Origin of the sequence: Deinococcus metalli, from assembly GCF_014201805.1 — a bacterium.
Taxonomy (GTDB): Bacteria; Deinococcota; Deinococci; order Deinococcales; family Deinococcaceae; genus Deinococcus; species Deinococcus metalli.
Genome location: NZ_JACHFK010000011.1, coordinates 61,477 through 81,539 on the forward strand (window position 1 = coordinate 61,477; position 20,063 = coordinate 81,539).

Genomic DNA, 20,063 nt, shown 5'->3' on the forward strand with positions numbered 1-20,063 from the left:
CTGAGGGGTGAAGGCCGAGGGGGGGCATCCGGTGGGGTGTCCCCCCTCGGCTGTGCTCTAGCCGTCCAGGGCGGCCAGTCGGGCCTGCACCATCCGCACGCCCGCGTCGTCCTCGGCGCTCTGGAGCAGGGCAATGGCCCGCTCGAAGTGGACGCGCGCCGCCTGCGGGTGCCCTGCGTGGACGCTCACCTCGGCGCGCTCGCGCTCGGCACGGCCCAGCGTTTCGGGGTCGTCCGGCCCGGCCAGCGTCTCGCACTCGTCCAGCACCGCGCGGGCGTCGTCCAGGCGGCCCAGCGTGCGCAGGCTCATGGCGCGCTCCAGGGCGCCGACCGCCCGCTCGTGCTCGCGCCCGGCCCCGGTGCCCAGCAGCGCGAGTTCCTCGTCCAGCAGCGCCAGGGCCGCCTCAGGGTTGCCGGCCAGGCGCTCGGTGCGGGCGAGCTGGTGCACGGCGATGTGCTCCCACGGATCGCCGCGGTGCGCGTCCCGCAGGGTCGTGAACACCTCGCGCGCGTCGTCGTGGCGGCCGGTCAGCGCGTACACAGAGCCCAGCGCCATCATGCCGGCCCGGGACACCAGCAGCTCCCGGTCGGCGCGCAGCGTGGCCTCGGCCTGCGCGTAGTCCTGGTCGTCAATGGCCGTCCAGACGGCTTGCAGCATGCTCCACTGTACGCGCGGCCTGCCCCACGTGCGTGAGGGACGACACCCACACAAAAAAACCGCCCGCGCCGGCGGACGGTCATGGCAAGCCCGGGGGTTCAGTGGTCGTGCATGTCGGGCGTGTGGGCATGCCCGTGGTCGAGTTCCTCGGCGGTGGCGTCGCGCACGCCGAGGACCGTGACCTCGAAGTTCAGCGTCTCGCCGGCCAGTGGGGGGTTGAAGTCCACCTGCACGGTGTCTCCGTTCACGGCCACCACGGTGAAGGGAATGACGCTGCCGTCCTCCGACTGGGCGTAGTACGTCGCGCCGATCTCCACATCGTCCTCAAAGTCGGTGCGGTCGAGGTCCTCGACATTGTCCTCGTCGCGCGCGCCGTAGCCGTCCTCGGGCGCCACGGTCACCTGGATGTGGTCGCCGGCCGTGTGGCCTTCCAGGGCACGTTCCAGGCCGGGGATGATGTTGCTGTGGCCGTGCAGGTAGGTCAGGGGTTCGCCGGGCTCACTCTGGTCGATGACCTCGCCCTGGACGGTGAGTTTGTAATCGAGGTCGACAACCTTGTCCTGTGTGATGTTCATGGGATCTCCGTTCGGGTGGGGAAGGGGGTGCAGCCCCCGGAGTGTACCCCCTGCGTCCGTGATCCGGCACGCCCCGCTTCGCTCATCCGGGGATCATCGGCCGGGGTTCAGCGAATCCGGAAGGTCCAGCCCACGCGGCCCGCGTCCGTGGCGAAGCTCACGCGCACCTGCGCGCCGGCCGGCAGCGGGCGCCGGGGCAGCAGCACCGCCGCGCCCTGGGCCGCCAGCACGTTCCGGCCCACCCGCGCGTCCGCCTCCGACACGCCCCGCACACGCTGCGGCGTGAGCACGCACGCGGCCACCGCGCGGCCATTCACCTTGAGCGCTGCGCTCCGGACCCGTGCTCCCGGTCCGAGCAGCAGAGCGATGGGCGCCCCGACCGGCGGCGCATACCCCGCGCATGACGCGGTGGGATCGGGCCACTCGGACGTCGCGGCCGTGCGGTACGGACTCACCTGCCCCGGCGCGGGAAAGCGCACAGGGTACGCTCCGCGCCCGCCCAGGCCGCGCCGCACGTCCAGCACGGCGGCTGCCCGGACACTGCCCCTTCCGTCCTGCGCTCGTCCCAGCGCCACCCGGGTCAGGCGCGGGTCGATCAGCTGCGGCAGGTGGAAGGCGCCCGTCGCCCAGTACGTGACCGCGCGCTCCAGACCGGAATCCCTCCGGGACGACACGTAGTAGTGGCCCGGCGCACAGGCCTCGCCCGCCGCCGAGCGGTACGGACTGGCCGGGTCCTCGCGGTGCTCGGCGCGGTCGGCGCGCACGAGGTACCCGGCGTGCGCAGCGCACTGGGTGTCCCACGCCGGCACGCGGCTCACCGTCGGCAGGCCCGCCAGCGCCCTCACCGCGTTCACCGAGCCGGACGGCGCGGGCCCGGCCGGCCGCGACGCCGGGGGCCGCTGCACCGGGGACGCCGGAACGGGCGCGTCGTCTACCGGCAGGGTGCGCGTCACGCTGTCCGGGGCGGGCAGGATGTCCGGCGGCGTGGGAACGGGCGCCGGCGCCGAGGGAACCCGTGCGGGGGGGAGGGGCAGTGGGGACGTCGGCGCCGGGGCCGGAAGAGCGACCGGGGGCGGAGGTGGCGGCGCGGCCTGCTGCCACGGCAGCCAGCCCCCGGCCCACAGGCCCCACACGCCGAGGCCGAACAGCACGGCGAACAGCAGCAGCGCGAGCAGCGCCCGTCGGATCATGTGCAGTCATGGTACGCACGGGCCGCGCGGCGCGGCCCGTGCCGGCGCCTATCCTGCCTTCATGACCGCGCCCACGCCCACCCGCGACTTCCCCATGCACGTCAGCGTCGAGGAGGCCCGCGCCATGCTGGCCGCGCTGCTGCCCGCGCCCGGCACCGAGACCGTGGCCCTGGACCGCGCGCTGGGCCGCACGCTGGCCGCGCCGCTGCCCGCCCTGGTCAGTCACCCCAGCGCCACCGAGAGCGCTCTGGACGGCATCGCGTGCAGCGAGGCGGACACCGTCGGCGCCGCGCCGGGTGCGCCGGCGCGGCTGCGGGTGGTGGGCGAGAGCCGCGCGGGCGCGCCCTTCACCGGCACGGTCGGGCCAGGCGAGTGCGCGCGCATCTACACCGGCGCCCCCATGCCCGCTGGCACCGACGCCATCTGCCCGGTCGAGGAGCTGGTGGACGACGGCCCGGACGTCCTGCTGCGCCGCGCCGCCAGCCCCGCGGACGTGCGGCCCGAGGGGGGCGACTTCCGGGCCGGCGACCCGGTAATGGCCGCAGGGCTGCACCTGAACGCGCCGCGCGTGGCCCTGGCCGCCGCGCTCGGGCACCGCGACGTGCCGGTGCGCCGGCGCCGGCGCGTGGCCCTGCTGAGCACCGGCGACGAGGTGGTCGAACCCGGAGAGCCCCTGAGCGCCGGGCAGGTGTACGACAGCAACCGCTACGGGCTGGCCGCCATGCTGCGCGAGAGTGGCTGCGACGTGCTGATGCTGGGCCACGCCCCGGACTCGCCGGACGCCCTGCACGCCGCCATCGAGCGCGCGGGCGGCGCCGACCTGCTGGTCACCAGCGGCGGCGTCAGCATGGGCAAGTACGACTTCATGCGCGACCTGCTGATCGAGCACGGCCGCGTGGCGTTCTGGAAGGTGAGGATGCGGCCCGGCGGCCCCGCGCTGCTGGGCGGGTGGCAGGGCCTGCCGGTGATCGGCCTGCCGGGCAACCCGGTCAGTTCGCTGGTGGTGTTCCACGTGATCGTGCGGCCCGCTCTGACCGGCCAGCCGGTGCAGGCCCTGACGCTGCGCGCCGCCACCCCCTTCCGCGCGCTGCCCGACAAGACCGCGTTCTGGCGTGGCGTGATCGACGGCGGACAGGTGCGCGACTATGGCAAGCAGGGCAGCGGCATCCTGCGCTCCCTGAGCGACGCGGGCGCCCTGGTGATCGTGCCCGAGGGCCAGCCCGTCGCGGCCGGCGACGACGTGCAGGTCGTGCTGCTCTGAAGCCGAGGTCAGGCAAGGACACGCGATTCCGGCACCACCCGCCCGCTTGAGCAGGAGGGTCTGCTTCCACGCCGGCAGACCTCCAGACGGGGTCCAGCGAGTCGCCGGGTGCAGAGGAGGGCCACCCCATGCTGCTCCTCGAGTCATCTTCATTTGTTCTTGATCCGGCCCTGACGGGCGGGCGGCACGCTACCCTGTGCAGTGCACTGAACAAATGTTCACCGGCGCAGAGCAAGTGTCAGACGTGCTTGCGCCACGGAGGTCGATCCATGCAACGATCCAGGCTGTGCGTCACCCTCGCCCTCATCGCCACGCTGCCCCTGGGCACTCCGGCCGGAGCGCAGACCGCTCCAGCTCCCCTGACCGTGCCGGGTGACCTGCGTCCGGACGCCCCCGAACTCGCCGCGCGCGGGCAGTACGCCGTGGGGGTCCGCACTCTGAACTTGGTCAACAAGGGCCAGCTCGACCTCGTGCATGCGGGCAAGGAGGGCACGGTGCCCACCTACGACCGTCCCCTGACCGTGGAGGTGTGGTACCCCGCGCCCGGCGTGAGCGGCGGCGGCAGCACCACCTACACCGACGTGCTCGGCAGCGGTCCCGGCGATGCCAAGCGGCCCAACACGCCCTTCCAGATTCCGGGCCGGGCCACCCGCGACGCGTCCGCCGTGCAGGGCGGCCCCTTCCCGCTGGTGATCGTGTCTCACGGGTATCCCGGCAGCCGCTACCTGCTGTCATACCTGGCCGAGAACCTCGCCAGCAAGGGCTACGTGGTGGCGTCCATCGACCACACCGACTCCACCCACGGCGACAAGGCCGCCTTCGCCAGCACGCTGCTCAACCGCGCGCTGGACGACACGTTCGTGCTGAACGAGATGGCCCGCCTGGGCGCGGCCGGCAGCGGCTCGTTCCTGAGCAACGTCGTGAATGCGAACCAGACGGGCATCGTGGGCTACTCGATGGGCGGCTACGGCGCGCTGAACGCGGCCGGCGCCGGGTATGGCCCGCAGATGGCGCCGCTGGTGCCCGGCGGCGCGTTTGCGCAGCGGCAGGTGGGGCGGTACACGGCCGATCCGCGGATCAAGGCGGTCGTCGCCTTCGCGCCGTGGGGCGGGGACGCCGCCGTGAAGGCCATCGGTGTGAACTTCGGCGGCAAGTACGGCTTCTGGGAGGACGCCGGGTTGCAGGCGCTGAAGGTGCCCACGATGTTCGTCGTCGGCGACCGCGACGACGTGGCCTTCTACGAGGGGGGCGTGAAGCCGCTGTTTGAGAACGCGGTGAACGCCGAGCGCTACATGGTCGTGTACGAGAACGCCTCGCACAACAGCGCGCCGAACCCTGCGCCCGCCGCGTCGTACGGCAGCTTCGACGACTACATGCACTACGCCGAACCCGCGTGGGATTCGGGGCGCCTGAACAACCTCAACCAGCACTTCGTGACCGCCTTCCTGAACCTGAAGCTCAAGGGCGAGCAGGCGGCCGCCGCGTACCTGAACGTGCCGGTCACGCACTCCAACGACATCAAGTTCAGCCGCAACGCCGACGGCACGCCCAAGGCCGACGACACCTCCTGGAAGGGCTTCAAGGACCGCACCGCGCGCGGCATCGAGCTGTACCACCTGCTGCCTAAGTGACGCTGCCGGAGTGACGGGGCAACGTTCAGGGCGCCTTGAGGCGATCATCAAGGTTCCCTGACGTGCGCCCGCCACACTGAACCATGGCCCCTGACCCCACGACCCCCGACGACCGCGACCCGCTGCCCGTGAATCCCACCCTGATGCCGCACCACGCGCCCGCGCCGGAGCACGGGTCGGCCGATCAGGGCCCCATCCCCGACCACCTGCCGGACGCGCCGGCCATGCTTCCCACCAGCACCGAGGGCCTGAGCAGTCAGGAGGTCACGGATCTGGTCGGCGGCGGCGACGCGTCCATCGTGGAGGCGAACGAGGCGCTGGAGCAGGCCGAGGGCGTTGATCCGGTCACGGAGAGCTGAGCCCGGGGACCGCCGCACCACATCCGCCGGAGACCAGCGCTTCCGGAGGATGTGATGGCCCGCCTGGGGCACTGCACTACCCTGGGCGCATGCTGTCCATTCCCGACGTCCGGGCCGCGTGTGCGTCACTGCCGCATTCGCACGAGACCTTCCCCTTCGGACTGACCACGCTGGTGTTCAAGGTCGGCGGCCCCGGCTGGTCCAGGATGTACGCGCTGCTCGGGCTGGACGACGACCCGCCTGCGGTGTCGCTGAAGGTGGCGCCCGAGCGCGGCGACGAACTGCGCGCCGCGTACGACGCGGTCTCCGGTGCCCCGCACCTGAACAAGCGCCACTGGATCAGTGTGCCGCTCGACGGCCGCGTGCCGGACGCCGTGGTGCGCGACCTGCTGGCTGCCAGCCACGCGCTGGTCGTCCGGGGCCTGACCCGCGCACAGCGCGCGGAGCTGGGCCAACGCGGAGCAAACCTGTGAGCCGGCGCGTGATCATCGGGGCCGGCGAGCAGCGCTGGGACGGCTGGGTGCCCACGCAGCAGGCCGAGCTCGACCTGCTCGATCCGGCCAGCTTCGCGGCGTTCTTCGGCGACGCTCGCGCCGACGCGTTCCTGTGCGAGCACGTCTGGGAGCACCTGACGCCGGAGCAGGCCGCGGTGGCCGCCCGCACCGCCTTCGAGTGGCTGAGGCCCGGCGGCGTGCTGCGCGTGGCCGTGCCGGACGGCCACCATCCAGACCCCGCGTACCGTGCCCTGGTCGCCGTCCACGGCCCCGGCCCCGCGCACGACCATTTCGTGCTGTACACCGTGGAGACCCTCACGCCCGTGTTCGAGGACGCCGGGTTCCGCGTGCGGCCCCTGGAGTGGTGGGACGCGGCCGGTACCTTCCACCACGTCCCCTGGCGCGTCGAGGACGGCCCGGTGTACCGCAGTCGGCGGCTCGACCACCGCAACGCCGCGTGGCGGGAGGGTCGGGGCGGACCGGGTTTCACCAGCGTGATCGTGGACGCCGTGAAGCCAGGGTAGCCAGCGCCCGCACCCCGGCCTCGTGCCGGTGCTCCGCAGGTAGAGGGCAGACGCCGCACATGCCAGCAGGGGCCGCGCGGGCTGAATCTGGCAGGTGACGGAATCGAGCCCGAAATTACGCTATTTACATAGCGGTGGAATCCGGGTAAGCTGAACGGTGAAGCGCACCACTATCCCATCCGAACGAGGTTCCCGCATGATCGTCGAAACCAAGCTCATCGGCCGCCGCACTCCGTTTGAACGCCGTCCCATCGACCTGCCGGACGGCCCGCACACCCTGCGCGGGCTGCTGACGCATCTGGTTCACCACGAGGTCGCCGCGTACCACGAGCGGCAGGCCGGCGTGGGCGTGCTGCGCGTCATGACCGAGCGTGAGCTTCAGGACGCCGTGGCCGGGGGCCGCGTGGCGGTGGGGCCGCAGGAACGCGGCGTGGCCGTCGGCGCCGAGGACGCCACCCGCACCGCCCTGACCGCCTTCGGGGACGGCCTGTACTACGTGTTCATCGACGACCGGCAGGTGTCCGAGCTGGACGCGCCCGTGGCCCTGCGCCCCGACAGCACGCTGCTGATCGTGCGCCTGACCGCGCTGGCGGGGGGCTGAGCATGGACGTTCAGGACCTCCTGCGCTCCTACGAGCATCCGTGGAAGGCGGAGTTCGAGACCCGGCTGGGGACACTGCCGCCCGGCATCGTCGCGGTCATCCGGGACCGATCGAACGGAGTGTCCACGGCAGATCAGGCCCTGACGGATCTCCTGCACACCAGCGACGCCGCCACCCGCCACGCCATCGCCGCCGCGTTCTTCCCGCACTTCCCGGACGTGGCGGCCCGCACGCTGGACGCCCTGCTGACGCGGCATCCGTACCCGCAGGGCTACGCCCGCCGCGCCTTCCGTGCCCCCGGCCACGTCCTGGCCGCGGCGCACGCGCACGCGTGGCTGTGGCAGACGTGGCACGTGACCCGCGAGTACCCCCAGCCCATCGAGTGGTTCGCGGTTCACGCGGGCCTGATGAACGCGTGGCAGTCGCACGGCCTGGGCGTGCTGCTGGGACAGGCGATCAGTGACGGCAACGAGCAGGTCTTCCAGATCCTGCGCGACACGGCCGGCACGCAGCACCCGGTCGCCCGCATGGGCCGGCACGTGCCCGCCGCCCTGTTGTCCAGCACCCGCGAGGACGCCTGGGCCCTGGCCGAGGGGCTGCTGCTCGCCGCCCAGCGTCAGGAGGGGCTGCGGCAGGTGATCCTGGAGACGGTGGACGAGGCCAGCCCGGACGCCTTCACGCGGACGCTGCGGCTGATCCTGAACGAGGACCTGCTGCGCTTCGCCGCCACGCTGCGGGCCGCGTGCGTGTGGTTCGGCCTGAACTTCGACGTGACCGACGTGAAGACCGTCCGGGGACTGCTCACCCACGCGCTGGCCTTCCTGGAGGACGCAGGGGCCGCCCGGAATGCCGTGGTGTCCGGCCCAGCCGTGGACGCCTACCTCGCCCTGTTCGTCCTGGGGATGCGCGACGCCGTGCAGGCCGCCGATGTGGCCCGCCCGCTCCTGACGGACGCCGACCCCGCCCGCCGAATGGCCGCCGCGCAGTTCCTGATGGAGGCCGAACTGCTGACCGACACGGATCGGCGCACGCTGCTGCTGGACGCCGACCTGCGCCTGGCCGCGCTGGCCGGGAACGCCGTGAACCGCTGGAGCACGGGCAGCTCCCTCTTCACCTTCGAGGAATACGAGACCTACGTCCTGCGCCTGCCGGACGCTGCGCGGCACGATCCGCTGCTGTTCCCGTGGATGGGGCACGTTCCCGTCCGCGCGGAGGCGCTCGATGCCCTGACCGCCCTGCGGGGCGAGCGGCCCTTCACGGCGCTGGCCCCACACCTGAGCGGCATGAGCGTCTACGGCAAGAGCGCGCTGCTGCGCCAGCTGGGCGAACACGCGAAGGCCCACCGTCTGGACGCGCCGACACGGACGCTGCTGCTCACGCTGCTCCAGGACCGCAACAGCAGCGTGTCGCAGGAGGCCGTGACCGTCATGGCCCACTTCACCCCGCATCCGGACGAGGTCGCCGTGGTGCAGACCCTCCTGAAGCGCAAGAGCGCCGACCTGCGCCGGGGCCTGATCCGCCTGCTGGCCGCGGACCCGGACACCGCGCAGGCGAGCGCCACGGCGCTGCTGGGCACCACGAACGCCGAGCAGCGCCAGGCGGGCCTGCAACTGCTGCTGGAGACCGGTCGCCCCGCGCCCGAGGGCTTCAGCCCGAAGTCTGTCACCGAGCAGACGCTGCTGGCCCGTCTGACCGACCCCGCCTCACAGGTCACGCTGCGCGACGGCCTGGGGCTGTTCGACCCGGCGGGCGTGACCCGGCCCACGCCGCCCACCGTGCGGGAACGCCCCTACCCGGCCGACCTGCAACGCGGCGCAGAGCTGCTGCGCTCGCTGGACGCCCTGATCGTCGCGCACCGCGAGACGCCCCTGACCGGCGTCGGCTGGGACGGACAGGAGACCACGCTGCTCGGCAATGTACGTCCGTGGCACCTCCGCCCGGGCCAGGACGGGCAGCCGATGCCCCTGCACGACCTGTGGCAGGGCTGGTGGCAGTCGCGCCCGGAGGCCCAGGACGGCGACCTGACCCGGATGCTGTGGACACTGTCGCACTTCGTGGCGCGGACGGACACGACGGCCGGCGAACTGAGCGAGGAACTCGGATCAGGCGGCGACCTGGACGCGGAACTGCTGGAGATCCTTGGCCTCGACCAGGACGATCTCGAGACGCTGGCGGACACCGACGCCGATGAGCAGGCCGAGCACCGGACGGCCGTGACCGCCGCGGAGGCCATCCAGAGCCTGCGCCGCCGGACGCTGCATTGCACGCTGGGGCCACTGGTCGCCCTGCGTCTGGAGTGCACCGATGTGGTGCGGGCCGTGGTCAGTTTCCTGCACGGCGAGTCCGCCACGCCCACCGACACGGACATGGCGCTGGACGCGTGGGAGACGGCGCTGTCGTACCTGCCGCTCGACGCCGAGGTGCACGTCGATCCGCAGTATTCGTGGCGCAGCCAGGATCCCCGCGACCTGCTGTCGCCGCTGCGGCCGTCCGGCGCGTGGACGACGTGGACACCGCAGCAGATACGTCGCCTGTGGACGCTCGGCGTGTACCAGGGCGCGGCCTTCCCGAAGCTGCCCCGCCAGCGGCCGGCCACCGCCCTGCTGCTGCACGCCTACGCCCAGGGCTGGGCGACCCGGAGCGACCTGTACGACCAGCTGATCGGCGAGCGCCCGGAGCGGCAGGGCCACTACTACGGCAACGATTTCGACGACCTGAGCGCCTACACCCGCCGCACCGTGAAGGCGGAGCTGCCCACCCACCCGGACTGGCTTGCCGCCGTGGCTGCTGTCCGTGACCGCGTGCTGGAGGTTGAACTCGGGCGCGGCGATCTGGAGACCCCCGCCACCCGGCCCGCCCTGGCCGTGAACAGCCTCCACGGCGCGGCGCTGGCCCTGCGCCTGCTCGCGGGACTGGGGAAAAATCCCCTGAAACGCGGCTACCAGGGCAACAACGAGAGCCGGGACGTGACCTTCAGCCACCTGATCCGGGTGTCGTTCCCGCAGCCCGGCGACACACCTGAGGGCCTGCGTGCCCACGCCCTGGCCCTGAACATCCCGGACGCCCGACTGCTCGATCTCGCCATGTTCGCGCCGCAGTGGGCGACGCTGGTGGCGGGAGCGCTGGGCTGGCGCGGCCTGCACGACGGCGTGTACTGGCTGCACGCCCACACCCGCGACAGCAACTGGAGCGTTCCCGCCGATGTCCGCGAGTCCTGGGAGGCCGAGATCAGCGAGCGCACTCCCCTGAGCGCCACCGATCTCACCGAGGGCGCGGTGGACGTGGCGTGGTTCCACCGCACCTACAGGGCGCTGGGCAAGGGACGCTTCGCCGCGCTGCTGGACGCCGCCAAGTATGCGAGCAGCAGCGGCGGCCACAAGCGCGCCGAGCTGTACGCCCGCGCCGTCCTGGGCGAGCTGGACGAGACCGAACTCCGCGCCCGGATTCACGGCAAGCGCAGCCAGGACGCCGTGCGGTCGCTGGGGCTGCTGCCCCTGGCCCGCGCGAAGGGCAAGGCCGCGAAGGCGCTGGAGGAGCGCTACCGCGTGATCAGCGACTTCCGGCGCGAGGCCCGGCAGTTCGGGGCACAGCGGCAGGCCAGCGAGCGCCTCGCCGCCGACATCGGCCTCCAGAACCTGGCCCGCACCGCCGGGTACACCGATCCGCAGCGCCTCGTGTGGGCCATGGAGGCCCGCACCGCGCCCGACTGGACACAGACCGTCACGGTGGAGGGCGTGGCCCTGGGCATCGCCCTGGCTCCTGACGGCGAGGCCAGCGTGACCATCCAGCGGGGTGACCGGTCCCTCAAGACCCTGCCGCCCGCGCTGAAAAAGTTGCCGGAGGTCGTCGCCCTGCGCAGCAGCGTCTCGGAGCTGAATGCCGCCCGGACCCGGATGCGCGCCGCCCTGGAGGAGGCCATGATCCGGGGCGACCACCTCCAGCCGCAGGAACTGCGCGATCTGGCGGCCCACCCCGTCATCGCGCCCATGCTGCGCGGGCTGGTGTGGATCGTGAACGAGGCGCACACCGGGTGGTGGGACGGTGACACGCTGCACACGCCCGGCGGCCCGCAGGCCATCGGGGATCATGCCCTGCGGCTGGCGCACCCGCACGACCTGTGTGTGGGTGGGCACTGGACGGCCTTCCAGGCGCAGGTCATGGATCAGGGCCTCACGCAGCCGTTCAAGCAGGTCTTCCGCGAGTACTACCCGCCCACTGCCGCCGAGCTGGGCGCCCGACGCAGCACCCGCTTCGACGGCCACCACGTCCAGCCCACGAAAGCCGCCGCCCTGTTCAAGACCCGGGGCTGGATCACCGTCCCCGAGGAAGGCGTCCGCAAGACGTGGCACGCCGAGGGCATCAACGTCTGGATCGACACCAGCCTGGGCTACGGCACCCCCGGTGAAGTCGAGGGCACCCCCCTGACCGCCGCGTACTTCGTGCCGCGCGACGGGCAGGAGGCCATGCTCCTCTCCCAGGTGCCGCCGCGCGTGTACAGCGAGACCCTGCGCGACCTTGATCTGGTCGTGTCCGTGGCCCACGTCGGCGGCGTCGATCCCGAGGCCAGCCAGAGCACCGTCGAGATGCGCTCGGCCCTGCTGCGCGAGACGCTGCGCCTGCTGACCCTGGACAACGTCCGCGTCATGAACGACCACGCCCTGATCGACGGCCACCATGCCCGCTACACCGTCCATCTGGGCAGCGGCACGGTTCACCGGCAGCCCGGTGGGTTCCTGTGCATCATTCCCGTACACAACCAGCACCAGGGGCGGCTGTTCCTGCCCTTCGCCGACCCCGATCCGCGCACGGCGGAGGTGATCAGCAAGGTGCTGCTGCTGGCCGAGGACCGCAAGATTCAGGACCCGACAATTCTGGAACAGCTGCGGTGAGGGCCTCGGCGTCGGCAGTGCGGTGGAGGTGCGGACGTCAGTGGCGTGACGGGCGAAGGCCTCCGCCCGTCACGCGAGCGGCGGCAGCCCTACCCGCTCACGGTACGCCGCGAACGGCCACGCCCGGCCGCCCCCCTGCCGCACCCACTCGACCCGGCCGGCTGCGTCGCGCTGGACGCGGAACGGCTCGCCCACCGCGCCGAAGCCCGCCTCGGCGGCCGGCACCAGCGTGTCCGTATCCCGCACGGTCAGTTCCGTGATGCTCAGCGCCGGATCGCCCAGCGGCACCAGCGACACCAGCCGGCCACCCAGCTCCACGAGGTCGAACACGCCCCAGTCGGTCGCGTAGCGGCCAGTGAAGGAGTCCAGCGGCACGCCCGGCGCATCGGCCTCCTTCCGCTCCGGCGCCGTGGTCGCCACATCGATCAGCTTCACGAGGTTCGTGGCCCACTCCGTGGCTGGGCCGCCCAGGCAGTTCGTGAGCACGGAGACCGACAGGCCGGACTTCGGGTCGAGCCACGACTGCGTGATGTGCCCTGGGAAGCCCCCGGAGTGCCCCAACAGCGGGCGCCCGCCGACCTCGTCGATGATGAAACCCAGTCCGTACCAGCGCCGCGACGGCCGCGTCACCTCCGACTCCTTGCGCTGCATCATGCGTTTGGACGCGTCGGAGAGCAGTTCCGTGCGGCCCAGCGTGTGCGCGGCGAGGTACGCGCTCACGTCCTCGGCGGTGCCGTAGAACCCCGTGGCCGCCGCCATCGCCCGCGTGTCGGTGGACGGCAGCACCCGCCGCGCGTCGTTCCCCAAAAGCCGTCCGCTGTGCCCCGCCGCGAGTTCGGGCTCGCGCCGCGCCGGCAGTTCCGGCCCCACGTTCGCCAGCCCCAGCGGCCCCGTGATGTGCCTCGCCACGAAGTCCTCGTAGGACTGCCCGCTGGCCGCCTCGATGATCAGGCCCAGCAGCGAGTAGCCCATGTTCGAGTACTTGAAGTACACGTTCGGCGCGAACACTGCCTCGGCGCGGCACAGTTCGATCAGCACGTCCCGTTCCGGGAAGGCGTGGAGCTGCTGCCAGTAATCGCTGTCCGCTCCGTCGCGGTTGATGCCGGACTGGTGCCCCAGCAACTCCCGCACGGTCAGCCCCGCCGCCGGCGACCCCTCCAGCTCCGGCAGCCAGCGCCCCGCCGTATCGTCCAGGCGCACCGCTCCGGCCTCGACCAGTTGAAAGATTCCGGTCGCCGTGAAGGTCTTGGAATGCGACGCGATGCGGAACAGGTGCCGGGTCGTCAGCGCCTCGCCCGTCGCCTCGTTCGCCACGCCCAGCGCGAAGGACGCGGCCAGCTCGCCGCCCACCCGCACCGCCACCTGCACGCCCGGCACCCGCGCCAGGTCACGCTGGAACTCCAGCCAGGAGGTGAGGTAGGGGGCCAGGGTACGCACGCTGTCGAGAAGGGACATGGTGGAACGGTAGCGCGTCCGTCTCTAACGCTGGCCGCGGTCCGGTCTGGCTGGACGGTGCGTGCGGGCTGCGAGCGGAACGCGGTGGAGGCGCCCCGGTCACCCAGGACGCCTCCGCCAGTCGCCTGTTCAGAACGCCGTGTCGAGTGCTCCCAGCGCCGCGTCCGCGTCCGTGATGCCGGCCTGGGCCATGTCGGGCCGCCCGCCGCCCTTGCCGCCGCCCGCCGCCGCGAGCTTGCCCACGAGCTGCCCTGCGTGCGCGCCGCGCGTGACGGCGTCCTTGCTGGCTTTCACGACCAGTCCCTTGTCTCCGGCGACCACGATCACGTCCGCACCGCTCTGGTCGAGGAGCTTGTCGGCGGCGGCGCGCAGGTCGTTGCCCTCGATGCCCGCGAGTTTCAGCGTGGCGACGCGGAAGCCGCCCAACTCACGGGTCTGGGCCGCGCTGCCGCCGCCGCCCATCTGCGCCTCGGCAAGCTGACGGCGCACGCCCGCGGTCTCCTTCTCGGCCGCCCGGAGTTGCGCCTGCAGACCGCTCACGCGGGCCTCAAGGGCGTCCGGGCTGGTGTTCAGCAGCGCGGCCGTCTTCGCGGCGGCGTTCAGGCGCTCGCGCACCCAGGCGGTCGCGGCCTCACCGGCCAGCGCCTCGACGCGGCGGACCCCGGCGGCCACGTTCTCATCGCCCAGCAGCACGAAGGCGCCGATGTCGCCGGTGCGGGTCACGTGTGCGCCGCCGCACAGTTCCATGCTGCTCACGGTCTGCCCGCCGTAGTCCACGCTGCCGCCCACGCTGACCACGCGCACGGTCTCGCCGTACTTCTCGCCGAACAGCGCGGTCGCGCCGGCCGCCTTGGCCTGGGCAATGGGCATCTCCTGCCACGACACCGGGAAGTTCGCGCTCACCCAGCGGCTCACCAGGGTTTCCACCGCCGCGATCTCGTCGGCGCTCAGGGCCGCCCCGTGCGAGAAGTCAAAGCGCAGCCGGTCGGCGGCGACCAGCGAGCCCTTCTGCGCCACGCCGCTGCCCAGCACCGCCCGCAGGGCCGCGTGCAGCAGGTGCGTGGCCGTGTGGTGCCGCTGGATGGCCTGCCGCTCGCCGGACACCACGCCGCGCACCGCCGTGCCGTCGCGCAGCTCGCCGGACTCGACCTCCACGTCGTGCAGGAACACGCCCTGGGGCGTCTTGCGGGTGTCGCGCACCACGGCGCTGCCGCCGTCCCACTCCAGGCGCCCGGTGTCGCCGACCTCGCCGCCGCCCTCGGCGTAGAAGGGCGTGCGGGACAGCACCACGGTCGCCTCCGACCCAGCGGGCAGGTGGCTCAGGCGTTCGCCCGCGCCGACCAGCGCCACGACCTCACCGTCCGCCTGAAGGTGGTCGTAGCCGACGAACTCGGTGGGGGAGAGGCCGTCCAGCGCTTCCAGATTCCCGCCGAACAGCTCGGACTTGCCGTATTTGCTGCCCGCCCGCGCCACGTTCTGCGCGTTTTCCAGGCTCTCCGCGTACCCGGCCTCGTCCACCGTGATGCCGTATTCCTCGGCGATCTCCTTGGTCAGATCGACCGGGAAGCCGTAGGTGTCGTACAGCACGAAGGCGTCGTTGCCGGACAGGACCGAACCCTTCTCCAGGCCCGACAGCAACCCGCCCAGCCGCTGGATGCCGCCCTCGAGCGTCTTCAGGAAGCGCTCCTCCTCGGCCTTTACCGTCGCCTCGATCTTCGCGCGGTTGTCCTTGAGTTCCGGGTACGCGTCGCCCATGCGCTCGACCACGATGGGCACGAGCTTGTACAGGCTCGGCTCGCGCAGGCCCAGCAGGTACGCGTGGCGGCATGCACGGCGCAGGATCTTGCGCACCACGTACCCGCGCCCGGTGTTGCCCGGCTGGCTGCCGTCCGCCACCACCATGCTCACGCTGCGGAGGTGCTCGGCCACCACACGGTGTGACACGCTCTGCGGCCCCTCGTAGGGCTGGCCGCTCAACTCGGCGACCTTCGCCACGATGGGCGCGAACACGTCGTTCGAGTAGAAGTCGTACACGTCCTGCACGACGGTGGCAATCCGCTCCAGGCCCATGCCGGTGTCGATGTTCTTGAACGGCAGATCCTTCAGTACCGGCGTGCCGTCCGGCAGGGGTTCCTGACGGTCGAACTGCGGGAACACGCAGTTCCAGATCTCCAGAAAGCGGGCGCTCTCGCGCGTATCGGCGTACTCGGCCCAGGTGTCGTCACCGTACTTCGGCCCCCGGTCGTAGAAGATCTCGCTGCACGGACCGCACGGACCGTTCGGGCCTTCCTTCGGCGCGTCCGCCGGCCAGAAGTTCTCGTCAGCCCCGAAGCGCAGGATGCGTTCCGGCGGCAGGCCGTTCTCCTGCGTCCAGATGGTGAAGGCCTCCTCGTCGTCCTGATAGATGGTCGCGTACAGGCGCTCCTTGTCCAGGCCCATCCACTCGGGGCTGGTCAGGAACTCCCACGCCCACGTCAGCGCCTCGCGCTTGAAGTAGTCGCCGAAGCTGAAGTTGCCCAGCATCTCCAGCAGCGAGCAGTGCCGCAGCGTGCGCCCCACGTTCTCGATGTCCCCGATCCGCAGGCACTTCTGCGCGGTGGTCACGCGCTTGCTCGCCACGCCGTCGAACACGGCCGGGGCGCCCATGAACTGCTCTTTGAAGGGCTGCATGCCTGCCACGGTAAAGAGCGTGGTGGGGTCCGGCGCGACGGTGCTGTAGCTGGGCAGACGCAGGTGCCCCTTGCTCTCGAAGAAGTGCAGGTATTTCTCGCGGATGTCGGCGGTGGACAGCGGGCCAGTCATAAAGAACAGTCTAGCGCGGGGTGGGGAAGGCGGGGATGGTGGGCGGGAAGGTGGGTGCCTGCGGCGCGGCCCCACCCCCGGAGGGGCGGGGGGAGCAGCGCTGCGCTGGGCAGGTGGTCGCCATGCCGCTCGAGCTGGCCTAACACGGGGTCTCGTTGTCGTGGGGCCGCGTCCCCGCTCCGGGGATTGTCGCCGTCACCGCCCGCGCGCTTCGCGCACGATGGCTTTTGGTCAGTCGCAATGTGGGACGCTTCAGTTGGTGGCTCGGGCCTCGGCTTTACGGCAGGGACTTCGGTTACAACGCGATAGCCCTCTCACCCGGACAGGCGGAGGGCCATCACCGTGTTTGGCTACCAGACCTTCAGCGCGCTCTGCGCGTTTCAGTCCATGTCCACGGCCCACCACGCTTCGCGCTGGGCGGCCAGGCGGGCGCGGGGGTCGCCGATGGAGGCCAGGGCGCGGGCCAGGCCCTGCCAGTCGGGTTCGCTCATGGGGTCGATGGCCAGGGCGCGCTGGTGGAACTGGGCGGCGTCCTTGGCCTTGCCGGCCGTGGTCGCGGCCTTCGCGGCGATGCCGAGCAGGCTGAACTGCTTCTGCTCCAGGCGGGCGCGCACGTCGTCCACCCACGGCGAGTCCGCGCCGGGCAGGAAGTTGCCGTACTGGCCGATCAGTTCGCGCATCTCCTCCAGGCCCAGCGTGCCGGCCTCGGCCTGCGCGGTCAGGAGTTCAAAGCGCTGCACGTCGTACTCGGGGTTCAGGTCGCCGTTCAGGGCGTAGCGGCGGTTGGCGCTGACCACCGCGTCGTTGCTCAGGGACCGGCGCAGGCGGTGCAGGGTGGTGTGGAACAGCGAACTGGCGCGCGCCTCGTCCTTCTCAGGCCACAGGGCTTCAGCGGCTTCCCAGGACGTGACTTCCTTGTGCTCCAGCAGGTAGAAGAACAGTTCCAGCGCCTTGCGGCTCACCCACGACACCGGCGCGCCCTGCCACACGACCTGCGCGGTGCCCAGGCCCTTGGCCTGCATGCCGCTCTCGCCCTGGAGCGTCAGACCCGCGCGCCGCAGCCGGGCGTCCACGGCGGTGGTCAGGTCGGCGGGGGTAAACGGCTTGGGCAGGTAGTCGTCGGCGCCGAGGTTCATGCCGCGCCGCACGTCGCCCCGCTCGGCGTGGCTGGACAGCAGCATGAACGGTACGCTGGCAAGCTGCTGGTTCTCGCGGATCTTCTCCAGAAATTCCAGGCCGGTCATGTACGGCATGACCACATCGCTGATCACCAGGTCCGGCGTGAAGACCTTCAGGAGGTCAAGGGCCTCGACGGGGTGGCTGCTGGTGCGGACCTCGTGCCCGGCGCGTGAGAGGATCACGCTCACGAGCTTCAGGATGGCGGCGTCGTCATCCACGACCAGTATGCGGGGCATGAGGAAAGTCTAACAGGATCGCGGCCCAGGTGAGGACGCCCGTGTGGGCAACCCACGCCGTCTGCGACGTGTCCGGCCGCGCGGCGTGCCCTACCCTGTGGCCATGACCGCCCTCCTGACCGTCATCCACGCCCGTACCCTCACCCTGGACGACGCGCAGCCCGAGGCGCAGGCCGTGCTGGTCGGCGCCGGCCGCGTCCTGGCGGTGGGCAGCGCCGACGAGCTGCGCGCCGTAGTGCCGCGCGCTGAGGTGCTCGACCACCGCGACCTGCTGCTCACACCGGGCCTGTGCGACGCGCACATCCACCTCGTCATGTACGGAGCGTCGCTGGGTGAAGTGAATCTCGCCGGAGCGCGCAGCGTGGCCGAGGTGCAGGCGAGGGTGGCCCAGCGCGCCGCGACCACGCCCGCCGGCACGTGGATCCGCGGGGGCGGCTTCCTGCTGTCCGAACTCGGCCTGACCGGGTACCCGCCCGCCACGCTGCTGGACGACGTGAGCCCGCACCACCCGGTGCTGCTGTATTCCCGCGACCACCACATGACGTGGGTGAACTCTGCGGCCCTGCGCGCCGCCGGCATCACCGACACCACACCGGACCCGGAGGGCGGCAAGATCGTGCGCCCGCTGGGCTGCCTGCTGGAGGGCGCGTCGGACCTGGTGGCCGCCTGCCTGCCGGACCCCAGCGACGCCGAGTGGCTGGCCCACGCCAGGGCCGGCGCCGACGACCTCGCGGCGCGCGGCTTCGTCAGCGCCCACACCATGGCCTACGAGGAGATCGGGGCGCCGCGCGCCCTGCAGACTCTCGCGGCGCGGGGCGAGCTGCCGCTGCGGATCTGGGCGTGCCTGCCGCACCAGCGGCTGGAGCACGCGCGCGACCTGGGGCTGGCGGGCAGCGCGGGCGGGCGGTTCCAGTGGGGCGGCGTCAAGTTCTTCGCGGACGGCGCCCTGGGCAGCCGCACCGCGTGGCTGCACGCGCCGGGCTTCGCGGACGGCTCCGGCACCGGCATCGCCCTCGACCCGCCGGAGCTGATCGTGGAGCGCGGCCGCGAGGCGATCGCGCTGGGCCTGACGCCCGTCACGCACGCCATCGGCGACCGGGCGAACACCGAGGTGCTGGACGCCTACGACCAGCTCCGCGCCGACGCGGACGCGCGGGGCGTGCGCCTGCGGATCGAGCACGCCCAGCACCTGCGCCCACAGGATGTCCCGCGCTTCCGGGGTCTGACTGCCAGCGTGCAGCCCATCCACCTCCAGGCCGACGGCCCGATGATCCGCAGCCTGCTGCCGCATGTGGAGGCCAGCAGCTACGCCTTCCGGGCGCTGCGGGACGCCGGGGCGGTGCTCGCCTTCGGCAGCGACGCGCCGGTGGCGCCGCCGGATGTCCGCGCGACCTTCGCCGCCGCCGTGACCCGCGTGGACGATGCTGGCGAGCGTCTCGCGCCCGGCGAGGCCATGACCGACCTCGACGTGCTGCGCGCGTACACCCGTGGCCCCGCCATAGCCGCCGGCTGGCACGACGAGGGCGTCATCCGGCCTGGCGCGCGCGCGGCCTTCACGCTGTGGGACAAGTTGGGCGGGAACGCGCGGGCGCTGGTGTTCTAGGTGTTCACGGCGCGCTCCACTCGCCCCGCAGGCAGCGCAGCCTCACCTCCAGGCGCCGCACCGGCACCAGCACGGCCGCGCCCCACGCCCACACCGGCCCCTCCTCGGCCGCCGCCCGCTCGATCACGGTGCCCACCCGCGCCCAGTCGTGATCCGTGCCGCAGCCGGCCACCCGCAGCGCCGCCAGCAGGTCGCCGCGGATGTGCTCGTCCACCATCGCCACGCCGCAGGTCAGCGGCCCCATGAGCGGCCCCGCGCAGCCGGCGGCCACGACCGGCCACCCCCCGCCCTGCGCCAGAAACCCCCCGATGAACAGCGGCACCGTCCGCGTAAACCACGCGGGATCGTCGAACGCGGCCAGATCCGTGCAGCCCAGCGCCAGCACCCGCTCCTGAATCCGCACGAACGGCTCCTCGTTCGGCGTGGCGAGGGGCAGTCGCGCGGCCAGCGCGGTCCGGGTGGCCGCGCAGGCGTCCGGCGGGCCGGGCGACACCGCCTGGGCGCCGCTCCAGCCCAGCGCCGCGGCCGCCAGCACGGTCAGACCCAGCCCGGCAGTTGTCCGCAGGCCCCGCACCTCCGAACGGTACTGCACGGAGAGAGGCCCCGG

General features: G+C 72.2%; 15 protein-coding genes. 8 read left to right on the forward strand and 7 right to left on the reverse strand.

Annotated features, from left to right (window positions below; translation table 11 throughout):
* Nucleotides 1-57: 57 nt before the first annotated feature.
* From HNQ07_RS18200 to HNQ07_RS18210, 3 genes are all read right to left on the reverse strand, one after another.
* Nucleotides 58-657 carry a tetratricopeptide repeat protein gene (locus HNQ07_RS18200; RefSeq protein ID WP_184114439.1) on the reverse strand — a complete coding sequence of 200 codons (600 nt, stop codon included), beginning with the start codon at nucleotides 655-657 and terminating at the stop codon, nucleotides 58-60.
* A gap of 98 nt (nucleotides 658-755) precedes the next feature.
* Complete coding sequence (locus tag HNQ07_RS18205) at nucleotides 756-1,232, reverse strand: FKBP-type peptidyl-prolyl cis-trans isomerase (RefSeq protein WP_184114441.1); 477 nt, start codon at nucleotides 1,230-1,232, stop codon at nucleotides 756-758.
* Between the two features lie 107 nt (nucleotides 1,233-1,339).
* Nucleotides 1,340-2,422, reverse strand: a complete 1,083-nt coding sequence (locus HNQ07_RS18210) for a CAP domain-containing protein (RefSeq protein WP_184114443.1) — start codon at nucleotides 2,420-2,422, stop codon at nucleotides 1,340-1,342.
* A gap of 61 nt (nucleotides 2,423-2,483) precedes the next feature.
* Between HNQ07_RS18210 and HNQ07_RS18215 the strand changes: the two genes are divergently transcribed.
* The 7 genes from HNQ07_RS18215 to HNQ07_RS18245 all read left to right on the forward strand — a co-directional run bounded on the left by HNQ07_RS18215 (nucleotide 2,484) and on the right by HNQ07_RS18245 (nucleotide 12,181).
* On the forward strand, nucleotides 2,484-3,683 hold the full coding sequence (locus HNQ07_RS18215) for a molybdopterin molybdotransferase MoeA (protein ID WP_184114445.1): 1,200 nt from the start codon (nucleotides 2,484-2,486) through the stop codon (nucleotides 3,681-3,683).
* Nucleotides 3,684-3,952: 269 nt separating this feature from the next.
* Nucleotides 3,953-5,314, forward strand: a complete 1,362-nt coding sequence (locus HNQ07_RS18220) for an alpha/beta hydrolase family protein (RefSeq protein ID WP_184114447.1) — start codon at nucleotides 3,953-3,955, stop codon at nucleotides 5,312-5,314.
* Between the two features lie 83 nt (nucleotides 5,315-5,397).
* Nucleotides 5,398-5,673, forward strand: coding sequence for a hypothetical protein (locus tag HNQ07_RS18225; protein WP_184114449.1), 276 nt, complete (start codon nucleotides 5,398-5,400; stop codon nucleotides 5,671-5,673).
* 89 nt (nucleotides 5,674-5,762) lie between these two features.
* Nucleotides 5,763-6,146 (forward strand): MmcQ/YjbR family DNA-binding protein, encoded by a 384-nt coding sequence (locus HNQ07_RS18230; protein WP_184114451.1) that lies wholly within the window; start codon nucleotides 5,763-5,765, stop codon nucleotides 6,144-6,146.
* Nucleotides 6,143-6,691, forward strand: coding sequence for a class I SAM-dependent methyltransferase (locus tag HNQ07_RS18235; RefSeq protein ID WP_184114453.1), 549 nt, complete (start codon nucleotides 6,143-6,145; stop codon nucleotides 6,689-6,691). Before HNQ07_RS18230 ends, HNQ07_RS18235 begins: the two co-directional genes overlap by 4 nt.
* 196 nt (nucleotides 6,692-6,887) lie before the next feature.
* Nucleotides 6,888-7,292 carry a hypothetical protein gene (locus HNQ07_RS18240; RefSeq protein WP_229832169.1) on the forward strand — a complete coding sequence of 135 codons (405 nt, stop codon included), beginning with the start codon at nucleotides 6,888-6,890 and terminating at the stop codon, nucleotides 7,290-7,292.
* Between the two features lie 2 nt (nucleotides 7,293-7,294).
* Nucleotides 7,295-12,181 (forward strand): DUF4132 domain-containing protein, encoded by a 4,887-nt coding sequence (locus HNQ07_RS18245; protein WP_184114455.1) that lies wholly within the window; start codon nucleotides 7,295-7,297, stop codon nucleotides 12,179-12,181.
* A 69-nt stretch (nucleotides 12,182-12,250) separates the two neighbouring features.
* Here the strand turns inward: HNQ07_RS18245 and HNQ07_RS18250 are convergent, their stop codons facing one another.
* The 3 genes from HNQ07_RS18250 to HNQ07_RS18260 form a co-directional block, all read right to left on the reverse strand.
* Nucleotides 12,251-13,636, reverse strand: a complete 1,386-nt coding sequence (locus HNQ07_RS18250) for a serine hydrolase domain-containing protein (protein WP_184114457.1) — start codon at nucleotides 13,634-13,636, stop codon at nucleotides 12,251-12,253.
* 129 nt (nucleotides 13,637-13,765) lie between these two features.
* The gene (gene alaS, locus HNQ07_RS18255) at nucleotides 13,766-16,438 is read right to left on the reverse strand and encodes an alanine--tRNA ligase (RefSeq protein WP_184114459.1); all 2,673 of its coding nucleotides are present in this window, start codon (nucleotides 16,436-16,438) and stop codon (nucleotides 13,766-13,768) included.
* A gap of 380 nt (nucleotides 16,439-16,818) precedes the next feature.
* The gene (locus HNQ07_RS18260) at nucleotides 16,819-17,853 is read right to left on the reverse strand and encodes an AfsR/SARP family transcriptional regulator (protein ID WP_184114461.1); all 1,035 of its coding nucleotides are present in this window, start codon (nucleotides 17,851-17,853) and stop codon (nucleotides 16,819-16,821) included.
* 103 nt (nucleotides 17,854-17,956) lie between these two features.
* Between HNQ07_RS18260 and HNQ07_RS18265 the strand changes: the two genes are divergently transcribed.
* On the forward strand, nucleotides 17,957-19,456 hold the full coding sequence (locus HNQ07_RS18265) for an amidohydrolase (protein ID WP_184114463.1): 1,500 nt from the start codon (nucleotides 17,957-17,959) through the stop codon (nucleotides 19,454-19,456).
* Between the two features lie 4 nt (nucleotides 19,457-19,460).
* Here the strand turns inward: HNQ07_RS18265 and HNQ07_RS18270 are convergent, their stop codons facing one another.
* Nucleotides 19,461-20,048, reverse strand: a complete 588-nt coding sequence (locus tag HNQ07_RS18270) for a hypothetical protein (RefSeq protein WP_184114465.1) — start codon at nucleotides 20,046-20,048, stop codon at nucleotides 19,461-19,463.
* Between the last annotated feature and the right edge of the window lie 15 nt (nucleotides 20,049-20,063).